Origin of the sequence: Rossellomorea sp. YZS02 (genome assembly GCF_033963925.1) — a bacterium.
Lineage (GTDB): Bacteria > Bacillota > Bacilli > Bacillales > Bacillaceae_B > Rossellomorea.
In genome coordinates this window covers 50,609-64,558 of record NZ_JAXBLY010000016.1, presented here as the reverse complement: position 1 = coordinate 64,558, position 13,950 = coordinate 50,609, and the positions used below count along the sequence as shown (strand labels likewise).

The 13,950-nt window shown below is 45.1% G+C and carries 17 protein-coding genes; 15 read left to right on the top strand and 2 right to left on the bottom strand.

Annotation, left to right across the window (positions count from 1 at the left end):
* Positions 1–66 precede the first annotated feature (66 nt).
* The gene (locus tag SLH55_RS15985; protein WP_219166504.1) at positions 67–498 is read right to left on the bottom strand and encodes a MarR family winged helix-turn-helix transcriptional regulator; all 432 of its coding nucleotides are present in this window, start codon (positions 496–498) and stop codon (positions 67–69) included.
* A gap of 158 nt (positions 499–656) precedes the next feature.
* Here SLH55_RS15985 and SLH55_RS15980 point away from each other — a divergent pair, with 158 nt between their 5' ends.
* The gene (locus SLH55_RS15980; protein ID WP_320323970.1) at positions 657–1,622 is read left to right on the top strand and encodes a quinone oxidoreductase family protein; all 966 of its coding nucleotides are present in this window, start codon (positions 657–659) and stop codon (positions 1,620–1,622) included.
* 29 nt (positions 1,623–1,651) lie between these two features.
* Here SLH55_RS15980 and SLH55_RS15975 read toward each other — a convergent pair whose 3' ends face one another.
* On the bottom strand, positions 1,652–2,218 hold the full coding sequence (locus tag SLH55_RS15975) for a TetR-like C-terminal domain-containing protein (protein WP_226673550.1): 567 nt from the start codon (positions 2,216–2,218) through the stop codon (positions 1,652–1,654).
* 155 nt (positions 2,219–2,373) lie between these two features.
* On the opposite strand from SLH55_RS15975, the gene SLH55_RS15970 reads away from it, so the two are divergent.
* The 14 genes from SLH55_RS15970 (at position 2,374) to SLH55_RS15910 (ending at position 13,926) form a co-directional block, all read left to right on the top strand.
* Positions 2,374–4,431 (top strand): efflux RND transporter permease subunit, encoded by a 2,058-nt coding sequence (locus SLH55_RS15970; protein WP_320323969.1) that lies wholly within the window; start codon positions 2,374–2,376, stop codon positions 4,429–4,431.
* Positions 4,432–4,433: 2 nt separating this feature from the next.
* On the top strand, positions 4,434–6,224 hold the full coding sequence (locus SLH55_RS15965; RefSeq protein ID WP_320323968.1) for a YhgE/Pip domain-containing protein: 1,791 nt from the start codon (positions 4,434–4,436) through the stop codon (positions 6,222–6,224).
* 145 nt (positions 6,225–6,369) lie between these two features.
* Complete coding sequence (locus SLH55_RS15960) at positions 6,370–6,642, top strand: hypothetical protein (RefSeq protein ID WP_320323967.1); 273 nt, start codon at positions 6,370–6,372, stop codon at positions 6,640–6,642.
* A gap of 589 nt (positions 6,643–7,231) precedes the next feature.
* Complete coding sequence (locus SLH55_RS15955; RefSeq protein WP_320323966.1) at positions 7,232–7,927, top strand: Type 1 glutamine amidotransferase-like domain-containing protein; 696 nt, start codon at positions 7,232–7,234, stop codon at positions 7,925–7,927.
* Position 7,928: 1 nt separating this feature from the next.
* Positions 7,929–8,405 (top strand): hypothetical protein, encoded by a 477-nt coding sequence (locus SLH55_RS15950; protein WP_320323965.1) that lies wholly within the window; start codon positions 7,929–7,931, stop codon positions 8,403–8,405.
* 217 nt (positions 8,406–8,622) lie between these two features.
* Positions 8,623–8,961 (top strand): PadR family transcriptional regulator, encoded by a 339-nt coding sequence (locus SLH55_RS15945; protein WP_219166512.1) that lies wholly within the window; start codon positions 8,623–8,625, stop codon positions 8,959–8,961.
* 1 nt (position 8,962) lies between these two features.
* Complete coding sequence (locus SLH55_RS15940) at positions 8,963–9,307, top strand: DUF1048 domain-containing protein (protein WP_320323964.1); 345 nt, start codon at positions 8,963–8,965, stop codon at positions 9,305–9,307.
* Between the two features lie 138 nt (positions 9,308–9,445).
* A complete protein-coding gene (locus SLH55_RS15935) occupies positions 9,446–10,216 on the top strand; it encodes an ABC transporter ATP-binding protein (protein ID WP_320323963.1) in 771 nt (256 codons plus the stop codon).
* A complete protein-coding gene (locus tag SLH55_RS15930; protein WP_320323962.1) occupies positions 10,209–10,958 on the top strand; it encodes an ABC transporter permease in 750 nt (249 codons plus the stop codon). Before SLH55_RS15935 ends, SLH55_RS15930 begins: the two co-directional genes overlap by 8 nt.
* 196 nt (positions 10,959–11,154) lie before the next feature.
* Positions 11,155–11,691: a DinB family protein gene (locus SLH55_RS15925; protein WP_219166516.1), complete on the top strand. Its 537-nt coding sequence runs from the start codon at positions 11,155–11,157 to the stop codon at positions 11,689–11,691.
* A 146-nt stretch (positions 11,692–11,837) separates the two neighbouring features.
* A complete protein-coding gene (locus SLH55_RS23265; protein WP_413787099.1) occupies positions 11,838–12,284 on the top strand; it encodes an RDD family protein in 447 nt (148 codons plus the stop codon).
* A 225-nt stretch (positions 12,285–12,509) separates the two neighbouring features.
* Complete coding sequence (locus SLH55_RS15920) at positions 12,510–12,974, top strand: DUF3291 domain-containing protein (RefSeq protein WP_320323961.1); 465 nt, start codon at positions 12,510–12,512, stop codon at positions 12,972–12,974.
* 25 nt (positions 12,975–12,999) lie between these two features.
* Positions 13,000–13,347 (top strand): YciI family protein, encoded by a 348-nt coding sequence (locus tag SLH55_RS15915; protein ID WP_320323960.1) that lies wholly within the window; start codon positions 13,000–13,002, stop codon positions 13,345–13,347.
* A 30-nt stretch (positions 13,348–13,377) separates the two neighbouring features.
* Positions 13,378–13,926, top strand: a complete 549-nt coding sequence (locus SLH55_RS15910; RefSeq protein WP_320323959.1) for a dihydrofolate reductase family protein — start codon at positions 13,378–13,380, stop codon at positions 13,924–13,926.
* The last annotated feature ends 24 nt before the right edge of the window (positions 13,927–13,950 follow it).

The following is a 13,950-nucleotide window of genomic DNA, read 5'->3' as shown; positions in this document are numbered from 1 at the left end:
ATGAATTCCTCCAATGATTAATATTTGTATGTGCAAATGAGTGGGTAAAAAAAGAGCGCAACTACCTCACTCTTTTTCAAGCTTCAAACTGGCTTCATGCAACATCCGGCTTAAATCCAGGCTGAAATCCTTCCCAAGCGTCTCGGAATAATCCTGGAACATTTCTTTGATCGACACACGAAATTCACGGTACAATTCTTCTCCTTCATCCGTTAAAGAGATAAAGGTTTGTTTACCTGACATTTTCCGAACAACGATGTTTCGCTTTTCCAGTTTATCGATGAAACGTGTACTGGTGGAAGGGGCAATGGCCAGCTTCTGGCACAGCTCTTTCTGCGTGATCCCCGGCTTGAAGTGAATGACCATGATCATATAAAAGTAAGATGGAGCAAGTCCCCCGGCATCCAGGTGTTTTTCTGCAAGCTTGGTGATGCTGCGGGAAAAACGGCTTGCCGTGAAGTATAAGCAGTGAATCAGAACGTCTTCTTCTTGGTTCATCGTTCAACACCCTTTCATTTGCATATACAAATTATCATAGTCAAGAATAGCTTGTCAACATAAGCGCAAATTATGGCTTCTCTTTCAGTTTTTCTATTATACGGGTACCAGACTTTTACATTAAAATGAAAAGGAGATTGTGGAGAAGGGGTGTTGAGATGAAAGCAGTGATTCAACATAAATTCGGGGATTCCCATGTATTGCAATGGGCAGAAGTGGAGACTCCAACGTTAAATGAAGAGGAAGTTCTGATCAAGACCGCTTTGACAAGTGTGAACTATGCCGACATCAAATCAAGAAAAGGCAATAAAGGGAAGGGTAAATTCCCTTTCACACTTGGTCTCGATGCAGCGGGGACCATTGTGGAAGCAGGGGAATCTTCTGGATTTGAAGTCGGAGACCGTGTCATCGCTTTTCCGATAGGCGGTTCATATGCGGAGTACGTGAAAGCCCATAAACATCTGACATTCAAGATTCCAGAAAGCCTATGCTTCGAGCAAGCGGCTGCCATGCCGACAGTATCGATCCTGTCTTATATCCTCCTGCATGAAATCGGTCAGGTGAAAAAAAGTGATACAATCGTTGTCCATAGCGGAGCGGGTGGCGTCGGTTCCATGCTCGTTCAATTGGCGAAGCTTGCCGGGGTTGAGAACGTGATTGCAACCGTGGGCAACTTGAACAAAGAGGACTATGTCAAGAGAATGGGAGCAGATCGCGTTTGTACATACGATACGTTTTCCGAAGAAGTGTTACAGCTTACGAACGGAAAAGGGGCACATGTCATTTTCGATTCGGTTGCAGGTGAAGTCACGACGGCAAGCCTGGACTGTCTGGCACTTTACGGAACCCTCGTTCAATTCGGCAACAGCAGCGGCAGTGCGGGTCACTTCAAAACGAGCGATGTGCATTCTTCCTGTCGAAATGTAAAGGGGTTCAGCCTGGGGACGACAAGGAAACATCGACCGGACATGTTGGCTCCCGCAGCAGAGCAGGTCATCGACTTATTCGCATCGGGAAAAGTCAAACTCCCTATTGCGAAGATCTTCGATTTGAGTGAGGCTGCACAGGCTCACGATTTAATTGAGAGTCGTAAGTATGAAGGGAAAGTCTTGATACGAGTATAAATGAGGAGCCTGTTTTCATACAGGCTCCTTCATTTTACCCCTGACAATCCCCGGTTGATGAACCGGTGCAAGATGCCCGCCATCTCACCTGGCGACTTATCCATCCCGTTTTCCAGCCAGTTTTTTATCACATGGATACTTCCGCTCACCATGAACATGTTGATATAGTCATAGGTTTCCTGGTCAATCCGGTCATCGGTGCGCCAGTTTTTGAAAATGAATTCATGTGTGATGACCATCCCTTTTTTTAGAAAATACATATCTGTGTTCTCACTTAGGAGTGTTTCGCAAATGTCTCGTTTTTCTGCAAGGTATTCGAATAGCTTCTCTGTCATCTGCAGAGCTTCTTCTTCTTTGGAAAAGTTGTATTGACCCAAAGTCTCCGTCAGATCTGCGATGAATTCTTCTTCGATTTCTTCCAACAGTTCATACTGATTGGCATAATGGGCATAGTAGGTGGATCGATTGATGTCTGCCGTCTCGCAGATGTCTTTGATGGTAATACTCGAGATGGATTGTTCCTTCAGAAGTTTCAGCAGGCTTTCCTTCAACACCATGCGCGTGTATTTTTTTCGTCGGTCCATTTTCGTGCTCAAATACGTGAATCCCCTTTCCTGCGTAAGTTATCCAACACACCGGCAATAAGTGTTGCGTATTGAACAAACACTACACAACTGTCCGTTGAATATCCAACACCGTGTTTATTATAATGATAAGGTGAAAAAGTGAAAGAGACAAGTGAGGTTACGTGATGATAAAGATTGCTTCCTGGATCATAAAGCATAAAAAAGCGGTATTGATTGCGTTTATTCTGGCGACGGTTTTGTCAACAGTGGCGCAGTTTTTTGTGAAGGTCAATTATAATATGGTCGATTATCTCCCGGATGATGCCCAGTCGACACAGGCGTTGGATATCATGGAAAGGGAGTTTACCGGGGCGGTCCCGGATACAAGGGTCATGGTGACGGATGTGTCCATACAGGAGGCTATGTCCTATAAAGAAAAGCTCGAAGCCATTGACGGGGTAACGGATGTGATGTGGCTCGATGATATGGTCGACCTGAAGACGCCGTTGGAAGTGGCGGATCAGGAAACGGTGGAGAATTACTATAAAGACCGGAACGCCTTGTTTTCTATCAGCGTCCGGACCGGTGATGAGGTGCGCATCACGGATGAGATTTATAAGCTGATCGGTGAAGATGGTGCGATTGCCGGTGAGGCGGCCAATACGGCGAGTTCTCAGAAAATGGCGGGAAGTGAATCAATGTATGCCGGGATGCTCCTCGTCCCCCTCATCATTCTGATTCTAGTCGTTTCGACGACATCCTGGATCGAACCGCTGTTTTTCCTGACGGCGATTGGGGTCTCGGTCCTTATCAACCTTGGAACGAATATCTTCCTCGGGGAAGTCTCCTTCGTCACCCAGTCGGTGGCGCCGATCCTGCAGCTCGCAGTGTCACTGGATTATGCGGTATTCCTGCTTCACAGCTTCTCTGATTACCGGAAGGAGACCGATGATCCCGAAGAAGCGATGAAGCTTGCCATGAAGAAATCATTCCCGGCGATCACGGCAAGTGCGGCGACGACGTTCTTCGGATTCATCGCCTTGACATTCATGAAGTTTCAAATCGGGTCGGATCTTGGGCTGAACCTTGTGAAGGGAATCGTACTGAGCTTCATCAGCGTGATGGTATTCCTGCCTGCCCTGACACTTATCCTCTATAAATGGATGGATAAGACGAAGCATAAGAGTTTTGTTCCGAGCTTCAACGGTATCGGGAACAAAGTATTGAAACTGAAATATCCAAGCCTGATCTTCGTATTGGTCATTCTTGTTCCGGCTTTCCTGGGACAAACACATACATCCTTCATATACGGAACCGGGGAGCAGCCGGAAAACACCCGTGTCGGAAGTGATTTCAAGAAAGTCGAGGAGGTGTTCGGTGAAACGACGCCGATCGTCCTGCTGATCCCTAAAGGGGATATGGCAAAGGAAGAGAAGCTTGTGGAGGACATCGAGTCCCTTGACTATGTGACGGGGGTCATGGCGTATGTCAATCAGGTAGGGGCAGAGATCCCGCCGGAGTATCTCGACAAATCCATCACGGACGAATTTTATTCGGAGAACTACAGCCGCATTGTCATCAACACGAATCAAGGGACGGAAGGCGACGCTCCTTTTTCCATCGTTGAAAAAGTGGAGAAGGCATCAAGTGATTATTACGGGGAGAAAGCATTGGCACTTGGGGAAAGCGTGACACTGTATGATATAAAAAATACCGTCAACAAAGACAATATCGTCGTGAATGTGCTGACGGTCGTGACGATTGCCCTGGTACTGCTATTCAGCTTCAGGTCAATATCTATTCCGATTGTACTTCTGATCACGATTGAAGCGGCGGTCTGGATCAATCTGTCGATCCCGTATTTTACGAATACCTCACTCGTGTTCGTCGGGTATTTGATCATCAGTACGGTGCAGCTGGCGGCGACGGTGGATTATGGTATCTTATTCACCGAGGCCTACACCCATTATCGAAAGGAAATGCCTGCTAAAGCAGCGATGATACGGACATTGGATGAAAAGACGTTCTCAATCTCGATATCGGCTGCGATCCTATCGAGTGTCGGATTCATCTTATGGATCACCTCATCTAATCCGATTGTGGGATCCATCGGTTTATTGATGGGAAGAGGGGCACTACTAGCCTTCATCATGGTCCTCCTTGTACTGCCGGCACTCTTATTGGTGTTTGATAAATGGATCAAGAAAACAACGATCAAAGCAAACTTTTATGAGGAGAAATGATGATGAGAAAAAAACCATTCACATATAGAGCACTCGCATTGATGCTGTTACTGCCTTCATTTCTGGCTGTTCCGGCTCAGGCTGCAACGGGAGGGAAGGTTGTATCAAAGGATGAAGTCGTGTACGCGACCCTTGATGCCGGTGGTGACTTGAACGACATTTATGTCGTGAATACGTTTGAAGTCACGCATGCAGGAAAGATTCTCGATTACGGGGATTTTAGCAGCGTTAAGAACCTGACCGATTTGAAGAAGCTTGAACAAGAGGGGCAGAAGGTGGAAATGGATGCTCCTGAAGGAAAGTTCACGTATCAAGGAAATATGAAGGAAGAGACCGAACTGCCGTGGGATGTGAGGGTTACTTACAGCCTGGACGGGAAGAAAATTGATCCATCCGAGCTTGCAGGAAAAAGCGGGCACCTCAAGATCACCATCGATACTTCAGAAAATCAACGTGCAGGGACTGTCTTCTATGAAAACTATCTGCTTCAGGTTTCCCTGAATCTGCCTAATACGTATGAAAACATCGAGGCAGCTGAAGGAATGGTGGCAAGTGCCGGGAAGGATAAGCAGATCACCTTCACGGTCATGCCTGGAAAAGAGAAGAAGATGAGCGTGGAAGCGGATGTGAAGGACTTTGAATTCAAGGGCGTCCAAATCGCCGCTGTCCCGTCCACCCTTCCCATTGATACGACAGGGACGGATAATATGACCGATGACATGGCTAAGCTATCCAACGCCATAGGGAAGTTAAATACCGGTGTGACCGACCTGAAAACCGGCGTCTCCCGATTGAACAGCGGTGCTGCGGAGCTTCGTGACGGTTCAGCTCAGTATAAAAACGGCATCAGTGAATTGAATGGTTCTTCGTCTCAAATCGTCGGGGCCTCAAACTCCATCGGCGAAGCACTGCGGACCATCAATCAGTCACTGTCGGCAAATCCTGCTGACATGGATCTGTCCGCACTGCATGAATTGCCGGGTGGCCTCAACCAGCTGGCGGACGGCCTGACCCAAGCAGCAAGTGGATTATCCAATCTGCAGGCGAATTACGCTCAAGCCTACCGTGCCCTGGACGGAGCGATAGCTGAGATTCCCGCCAACAACTTGACAGAAGCAGAGATTACTGCGCTATACCAAAGCGGGGCCGATCCAAAGGTAGTGGATAAACTCGTGGCGTCCCACAAAGCGGCGCAAAAAGTGAAGGGGACTTATGCAAGCGTCAAGGAAGCCTTTGCCGCAGTCGGGCCGACCTTGAATCAGGTGAATGGTTCTGTGAATGACATGAGCGGTCAGCTGACTTCCATTTCAACTAATCTGTCTGCCTCCTTGAAGGAAACGGATATGAGCGGGCTTTCTAAGCTCCAAAAAGGACTTGGTGAACTGTCAGCTAACTACGGAGAGTTCCACTCAGGGTTGGTCAAGTACACAGAAGGCGTGGGGCAACTATCCTCTTCATACGCGAAACTTCATGAGGGGATAACTGGACTGGCCGGCGGAACCAACCAGTTGAAAGGCGGGGTCGCAGACCTACAAGACGGAACAAGCGCGTTGCATCAAGAAACGAAAAACCTTCCCGACAAGATGCAGGAAGAAATCAACAAGATGATGGCCGAATACGACAAATCCGATTTCAAACCTGTATCCTTCGTTTCGTCCAAAAACGAAAAAGTCTCCTCCGTGCAATTCGTAATCAAAACAGAAAGCATCGAGAAGGAAGAAAAGAAAGAGAAGAAAGCAGAACCGAAGAAGGAAAAAGGATTTTGGGAGCTGTTGATGGATTTGTTTAAGTGATTGAATAATGGACTCAGGAGGGGGGATCTCTCTTGGGTCTTTTTATTATGGGAAAAAGGAGAAGGAATTGAGCATTGCTCGGAGTGAAGGTTTTTGAAATAATGAATATGAATGCTTGGAAAATATTTCATGAGTGAGGTGTTCCATGTTTAAATCTAATTTTACAAAATCAGGTTTGTTTTTTCACTCGCTCTTGATCGTCCTGTCGATTACGGTGTTCATTCTCTTTCTACTTCAAGGACGTGGTGGAGAACATTTAGGACAATTGAATCTGGTTAATGTGGTCATCATGATTTGCATGATCGTCAATTTCGGGATTATGAGATATAAACAAGGAAGAAAAATGATTGGTATCTTTTATTTGGGGGTCTCATTGATTCCCGTCATTTGTTTGATGATGTTCATTCATCATTTATAAAAAATCTACTGGTCAAGATGAATAGGTAAATTCAAGGGGGCCTGTCCCCGTGGTACGTTTACGAATTAAGAAAATACGACACTTCAAAATTATTATCATATTTCTCGCATTATCTTTAAAATAAGGTGCTTGCTCTTTATAGAAGAACCAACACCACCAAAATAAAATAAGCGGAAATTTTCCGGTTACATTTAGAACGGAACTTGTTTTGGGGGTAAATAAGCGGAGGATTTCCGCTTATGAACAGGGAAATAACCATTATTTTAGTATTTGTGAGTCAATAGTCGGAATTACTCCTGCTATTTCAACCTTATTTAAAATTAATGATTAATTAAGCGGAATTTCTCCGTCTATTTATCAGCTCTGGAGCTTAACCTGATTATGCTAGACAATTTATGTTCAACTGCCAGCAGTTCAAATCTGAAAAACAGTGATTGTAAATAAACACGGCCGTTCATCCAGGAAGGATAAACGGCCATTTTTGTTGAACTCATTTATAGAAACATTAGCTCTGATTAATGGAAAAGGAACACCAAAAATAACAGATCTGATAAATTTAAGCGTATGACTACACTAAGGAGATGAAATCATGAAACTACTACTCACATCCGCAGGCGTCAATAACAAAAGCATTCAAGAAGCGCTGGTTACGATGCTCGACAAACCGATTGCCGATTGCACTGCCCTGTGCATCCCCACCGCTATGTACGGACACCCATGGGTCGGTCCCGGCGTCAGAACATGGGAGTTCATCAGCGGAAATTCAGAGAATCCCATGGTGGACCTGGGATGGAAGTCTGTCGGCGTGCTGGAGCTTACAGCGCTGCCAAGCATTAATCGAGACAGGTGGGTCCCGCTTGTAAAGGAAACAGATGTCTTTCTCGTATCGGGCGGTGACGCTCTCTACTTAGCTCATTGGATGCGACAATCCGGACTTGCAGATCTTTTGCCGTCGCTGGATGCAGTCTATGTGGGAATGAGTGCAGGGAGTATGGTGATGGCGCCTGCGGTCGGAGAAGACTTTGTTGGCTGGAATCCTCCGAACGGCGGGGATGCAGCGCTTGGGTTGGTTGATTTTTCAATCTTCCCTCATCTGGATCACGAGATGCTGCCGGAAAACACGATGGCTGATGCAGAGAGATGGGCTGAGGGTATGAAGGGTGCGGCGTATGCAATCGATGATGAGACTGCCATTAAAGTGGTCGATGGAGAAGTTGAGATCATTTCTGAAGGGAAGTGGAGACTTTTTTCTCCATCAAATAGTAAGCATGGGGCCAAAGATTAACATGGTAGGAATAAAGGTAACTAGGCTGCAAATAATAGTTTCTGTACTATTATTTGCTTCTGTTGTGACCATCGGTTTTGTATGGACAGAACATCGTGGCAGGATGCACGATCTACAATACACTTCAAAGTCGAATCATGAATTCAAGTTTCCTTCGCAGGTCCCCTTTGCGGAAATGATAGTCACCGATTTTTCAGTTGGAGAGAATCAACAGACAGCAGCCATTTCGTTACTGAATGCTGATAAAAATATGATGGATATCAGAATCACATCATCAAAACCGGAGTATGAATCAGAAAAGACCAAGAGGGTGAAAATCGGGGAGGATATGTACGGGGAATTTATACCGAATGACTCCGGCAGAAGAGTCCTTACCTGGAAAGATGACCTGTACTATGAAGTAATCTATTATGCCAAACTAACCCCAAAAGAAGTGAGTAAAACACAGATGGTTCAAATGGCAGAGTCTTTTCAATAAAAATTTCAGGTGGTAAGAATCAACGGATGGATCCTACTCGCTATGAAAAGCACCAAAGTATACCCAAATAACCTTACATACACACGACAAAAAGCTGAAGATATCCTATTCCATCTTCAGCTTTTATAAATTGGGTTGACAAAACCACTACTTCGTCATACTATATAGTGGTAGTTAGTATTACTGAGTACAGAGCTGAAATAGAGGGGGTGAATGTTTGGAAAACTTAACAGAAATGCTGAAAGGGGTTCTTGAAGGCTGTGTCCTTGAGATCATCAGCCGTGGTGAAACGTATGGCTATGAAATCACGCAGCAGCTGAGAGAACTTGGTTTCACGGATGTAGTGGAAGGTACGGTGTACACCATTACCATGCGTCTTGAGAAAAACAATCTGGTGAATATCGAAAAGAAAAAATCAAGTGTTGGCCCGCCACGGAAATTTTACACCCTGAATGAAGCGGGGCAGGAAAAACTCAAGATCTTCTGGGGTAAATGGGAATTTCTTTCAAGCAAGATGAACGAACTCAAAACAAAAGAAATCATAAGGAGAGGATAAGATGAAATTTATTGAAAAGATTACCGGAAGTTTTGCCGACAAGCGTGAATGGAGAGCGATGGAAGCCCGTGCGAAGACATTGCCAAGTGAGTACCTCAATGCCTATAAGGCGATCCAGAAATATATGTGGACAGCCGGGGGTCTTACCGACTGGAAAGATACGAGCCGGGTTTTCAATGGCATTTTGGATCTGTTCGAGGAAGGGGCTGCAGAAGGCAGGGAAGTTACTGATCTAACGGGTGAAGACGTAGCCGCTTTCTGTGATGAACTGGTGAAAGACTCGGAAAAGTGGAGTGACAAGTACCGGGCGAAGTTGAACGATACGATCGGTCGTGGAAAAAAGTGAATCCATTAAGTGATATCGACTGAATGGCGGGTGATACATGCTGAACCGACACTATTCAGTTGTTTTTTTACCATAGTAGTAAGTTATACTGATTACCAGTAACACTAAGTAGCTTTCAAAATAAAGGGAGGAAAAAACATGAGTCAGGCAGCGATTTCAGTAAAAGGATTAACAAAATCCTTCAAAGACAAGGAAGTCTTAAAGGGTGTGGATTTTGAGGTGCAGCGCGGAGAGATATTCGCGCTTCTCGGTTCAAATGGGGCGGGTAAGACAACGATCGTCAATATACTTTCGACACTGCTGAAGGCAGATGGCGGGAATGGGAGTGTTTGCAGCTTTAATGTTCAGCATCAACCGGATCAGGTTCGCCGGAGCATCAGTTTGACGGGACAGTTTGCTGCACTGGACGGTATCCAGACAGGGAGGGAAAATTTGATCATGATTGCGAAGTTACGGGGAGTGTCCAATCCGTCTCGAATCGCAGATGATCTCTTAACACGATTCAGTCTAACGGACGCGGCCGACAGACGAGCGGATACGTATTCAGGCGGGATGAAGCGCCGGCTTGATATCGCTATGAGCTTGATCGGGGCGCCTCCAGTCATCTTCCTTGATGAGCCCACGACAGGGCTGGACCCGGAAGCCCGGATGGAAGTCTGGGAAACCGTCAAGGAGCTAGCTGTTGGCGGAACGACCATCTTGCTGACAACCCAGTACCTGGAGGAAGCGGAACAGCTGGCGGACCGTATCGCCATCCTCCATGGAGGGAAAATCATTACGACAGGTACTCTTACTGAACTGAAGGAAATGTTCCCGCCTGCTGAAGTGGAGTATATCGAGAAGCAGCCGACACTGGAGGAAATCTTCCTCTCGATCATTGGAAAAAAAGGAGGAAATGAAAATGAATAGTAACACAGGGGTATTATTTGGACGCTTGATGCGCGGTATATTACGGAGTCCTGATACGATCATCACGGTTGCCGTTACTCCGATTATGATGCTATTGTTGTTCGTTTATGTATTTGGCGGTGCCATCGAGACAGGGACGGACAGCTACGTGAATTACCTGTTACCCGGAATTTTGCTCATTACGATTGCGTCAGGTGTCGCTTATACCTCGCACCGGCTCTTTACGGATGTGAAGAGCGGGCTGATGGCGCGTTTTAGTACGATGCCGATCAAGCGCTCCTCGATATTATGGGCACACGTACTGACTTCCCTTGTATCAAATCTGCTTGCCGTCATTGTGGTCATTCTCGTTGCGCTGTTGATGGGATTTCGTTCAGGTGCTGATATGTTGGAGTGGCTCGCGGTCATCGGGGTACTGGTATTGTTTATGCTGGCCCTGACATGGCTTGCGGTTATTCCGGGATTGACTGCAGACTCGATGGAAGGGGCGACGGCTTATTCATACCCATTGATTTTCCTGCCGTTTATCAGCTCGGCCTTTGTTCCAACGGAAACGATGCCAACCATTGTGCGTGTGTTTGCTGAAAATCAGCCCGTGACTTCGATCGTGAATGCGATTCGTGCCCTTTTATATGGTGGGACGGTCGGCAGTGAGATTTGGATTTCCCTTGCCTGGTGCGTTGGTATCATGGGCTTCGCTTATTTAATTGCCAGTAAGATTTTTAAACGCCAGTTAGGATAGGGGCAACAGAATAATCATGAACCGATCCGTACTATGAATCGGCTATGGTGAATCAAGAGTCTGTTGATTAATAATAGAAATTAATGGATAATAAAAACTGAATGTTCAGAATTCTGATGTTGTTTGGTGAGCAAATGACTACAAAGGGTCGCGATGTAAGCTATTTGTATAATCTTAACCAGAGGTGAAAAAGCACATGAAACTGGGACTGATGGATACTTTTCGCATGGAATTTGATTTTTGCTGGAACACGGAGGCATGGTTTTTACCCCTGGAACCGGCCCTTGAAGGTTTAAGTTCCCTAGATGCAAGCTGGCAACCTCCGGGGGGAGGGAATAGCATTTGGCAAACGGTGAACCATCTTAATTATTACAACTCTCTACTCGTTAGGCAGGTCAATGATTTAAGATCTGGAAAACGGGTATCTCATAAAAAAACTTCATTTGGAGATATCGGTAGACCAGCAGATCCTATATGGAAGTCAATCCTTGAGGAGAACACCTTTGGAGATACAGGGGACAGTGCAGATTCAGAGAATTGGAAAGAAGTCCTGGCAGAAACACATCTGATTTGTGAAAATGTGCATAAATCATTATCAAAAGTTGATGAGAGTCAAATTCAAGAGGAGCTCGTTGGGATTCTGGCCCGTCAAGTTTTGCACAATGCTTACCATATAGGGCAAATTGTACTCTTACGCAAACAACAAGGATCGTGGCCAAAGGAGCGGGATTAGTTGGTGATGAAAGGACTGCCTAATAGAGGTATAGAAGAAAAACTGGATATTTGAAGGAGGGTTGTCATTTGGATATTATCTTCAGTTTCATCATTTTGTTGATCATGGTATATTTTCTCCGTCTTCAGATTCGATCGTAATATGAGTTGGAATCTATTAGGACGTTTCATCATCATGATGATACTTTTATTAGGGCAGGTCTGATAAGGAAGTTGTTGTCGAGTGGAATCGATTTGATTCCACTGTTTTGTTTATATTCCATACTCGATCATCTTGGAATTTCTACACCAGTAAAGCTACTATCTACTTTGTGCTTCGTTATAGCCTACTATATTTTATTCATCAACATTTTTACACAAACCCCTGGTCATAAACTATTGAAAATAAAAGTGATTTCACTGAAAAAAGATCAAAACCTTACCATGAACCAAATTGTAAAGAGAATTTTTTTTCATATTGTGTTGTTTCCAATGATGATTTTTCAAATACCTTTTCTTAGAAGTCAAAAGAAGCCGTTCTTGGCAGACAAATTCTCAAATACGGAATTAGTACAAGTAGAATATGGTCTTGGTGAAAAGTGGGTCAATCGATGAAACGATCGTATTCTCAATTCATTGAAAGGAATGCTAGAGAGTTTGGTATTTCAGATAGTAGCCACGGACTTTTATGTGTGCTTTTGGTTGTATTGTGGTGAAATTGTTAATGTTTCATAGTATTTTTCGCTGAATGGAGGAAGAATCTTGATTGAAATGGAATACCTTTAGTATGGTATTTTACATGAATTTAACGGAGTAAAGACTGTAATTGGAGAGATGTGTATGGCATTCGTTTCAATTTATACGGTTGGCAGGTTAATTCATCCTTATGACCACCCGGTATCTCGTGAGTTTTATGAAATGGGATATAAAGTGATGCGTCAGGCTACTTTATCAGGACATCTTATTGAAGAGTTTTCATCAGATGGAGTCACTTTACCTGTAGAAGTGGAAGGTAAGGGATACCCGGTCCTGACACTAACGGTATGGAAAAACCTGCAATCCTTATATCGCTTTACATATGCGGGGAAGCACAGTCAGGCACTGCGGAACAGGAACAAATGGATGGACCCTGATGATGGGAAGCATTCTTCGTATGTAGTCTGGTGGACAGAGAAGGTGAAGGATGTCTCATGGGAGGAAGCTGCCAAAAGATACGATTATTATCTTGAACATAAAACTACTCCTTATGCGTTTGACTTAAAGCAAGCATTTGATGAGGATGGAAAGCCGTGTATTCTGAAGTGAAGATAACCGGAAGGAGGAAGTATTTATGCTGTTTATGATGATCGTCAAAGCCTCAAAAAACTCGGAAGCTGGAAATCTACCAAGTCCTGAGCTTATGGAGGCCATGTCCACCTACAATGAGGAATTGGTTTCAGCAGGCGTCCGGGTGATGGCGAAGGGACTTCATCCAAGCTCAAACGGTATCCGCGTTTCATATCCGGATCCAGGGGCAGAGCCGGTTGTAACCGAAGGACCTTTTGAAGTCGACGGGTTAGTGGCAGGGTTCTTCCTCATCGATGTTAAGTCGAGGGAAGAAGCCATCGAGTGGGCCATGCGCGTGCCCGATCCTCAAGGGTATGGGGAAGGCGAGGTAGAATTGCGTCAGGTGTTCTAAGTAAACGATTTATGATGGGAGGAAAGAAAAATGGGCGAACTGATTTATCATGTGGCCGTCTCTCTAGACCATTTTATCGCAGATCAAGCATTGATAGACGGGGATATCGAACGCTCTCTTTTTCTATTTGATGGCGAACATGTACCCGGTTTCATGGAAGACTTGAAGGACTATGATGCCGTATTAATGGGCAGGAAAACATATGAGTTCGGATTCCTGCTAGGGGCAAAGCCTGGTGAACCCGGCTATAAGGGAATCAAGCATTACATATTTTCAAAGTCACTTCAATTTGACTCTAACGAAGAAGTAGAACTCATAAAAGAAGATGCCGTCCCATTTATTCAGAAGCTAAAGCAGCAAGAAAAGGGCAAAATCTGGCTCTGCGGCGGTGGAGAGCTGGCTGGGACGCTGCTCGAACACCAACTCTTAGACCGCTTAGTCCTTAAGATCAACCCTATACTAGTCGGGAACGGCACTCCATTATTCGGATGCAAAGAGCCGCGTGTAAACCTGAAGCTATTGAACGTGAAATCATATTCCAGTGGCGTCATCAAATCGGAATATACGTTTAGTTATTAAATGAAAAATAGAAAAGGAGAGAAC

What these genes read in the sequence shown, in the direction of transcription:
- SLH55_RS15985 (WP_219166504.1), bottom strand. Translation starts at nt 498, where the DNA reads ATGAACCAAGAAGAAGACGTTCTGATTCACTGCTTATACTTCACGGCA.
- SLH55_RS15980 (WP_320323970.1), top strand. Translation starts at nt 657, where the DNA reads ATGAAAGCAGTGATTCAACATAAATTCGGGGATTCCCATGTATTGCAA.
- SLH55_RS15970 (WP_320323969.1), top strand. Translation starts at nt 2,374, where the DNA reads ATGATAAAGATTGCTTCCTGGATCATAAAGCATAAAAAAGCGGTATTG.
- SLH55_RS15965 (WP_320323968.1), top strand. Translation starts at nt 4,434, where the DNA reads ATGAGAAAAAAACCATTCACATATAGAGCACTCGCATTGATGCTGTTA.
- SLH55_RS15960 (WP_320323967.1), top strand. Translation starts at nt 6,370, where the DNA reads ATGTTTAAATCTAATTTTACAAAATCAGGTTTGTTTTTTCACTCGCTC.
- SLH55_RS15955 (WP_320323966.1), top strand. Translation starts at nt 7,232, where the DNA reads ATGAAACTACTACTCACATCCGCAGGCGTCAATAACAAAAGCATTCAA.
- SLH55_RS15950 (WP_320323965.1), top strand. Translation starts at nt 7,929, where the DNA reads ATGGTAGGAATAAAGGTAACTAGGCTGCAAATAATAGTTTCTGTACTA.
- SLH55_RS15940 (WP_320323964.1), top strand. Translation starts at nt 8,963, where the DNA reads ATGAAATTTATTGAAAAGATTACCGGAAGTTTTGCCGACAAGCGTGAA.
- SLH55_RS15935 (WP_320323963.1), top strand. Translation starts at nt 9,446, where the DNA reads ATGAGTCAGGCAGCGATTTCAGTAAAAGGATTAACAAAATCCTTCAAA.
- SLH55_RS15930 (WP_320323962.1), top strand. Translation starts at nt 10,209, where the DNA reads ATGAATAGTAACACAGGGGTATTATTTGGACGCTTGATGCGCGGTATA.
- SLH55_RS15925 (WP_219166516.1), top strand. Translation starts at nt 11,155, where the DNA reads ATGAAACTGGGACTGATGGATACTTTTCGCATGGAATTTGATTTTTGC.
- SLH55_RS15920 (WP_320323961.1), top strand. Translation starts at nt 12,510, where the DNA reads ATGGCATTCGTTTCAATTTATACGGTTGGCAGGTTAATTCATCCTTAT.
- SLH55_RS15915 (WP_320323960.1), top strand. Translation starts at nt 13,000, where the DNA reads ATGCTGTTTATGATGATCGTCAAAGCCTCAAAAAACTCGGAAGCTGGA.
- SLH55_RS15910 (WP_320323959.1), top strand. Translation starts at nt 13,378, where the DNA reads ATGGGCGAACTGATTTATCATGTGGCCGTCTCTCTAGACCATTTTATC.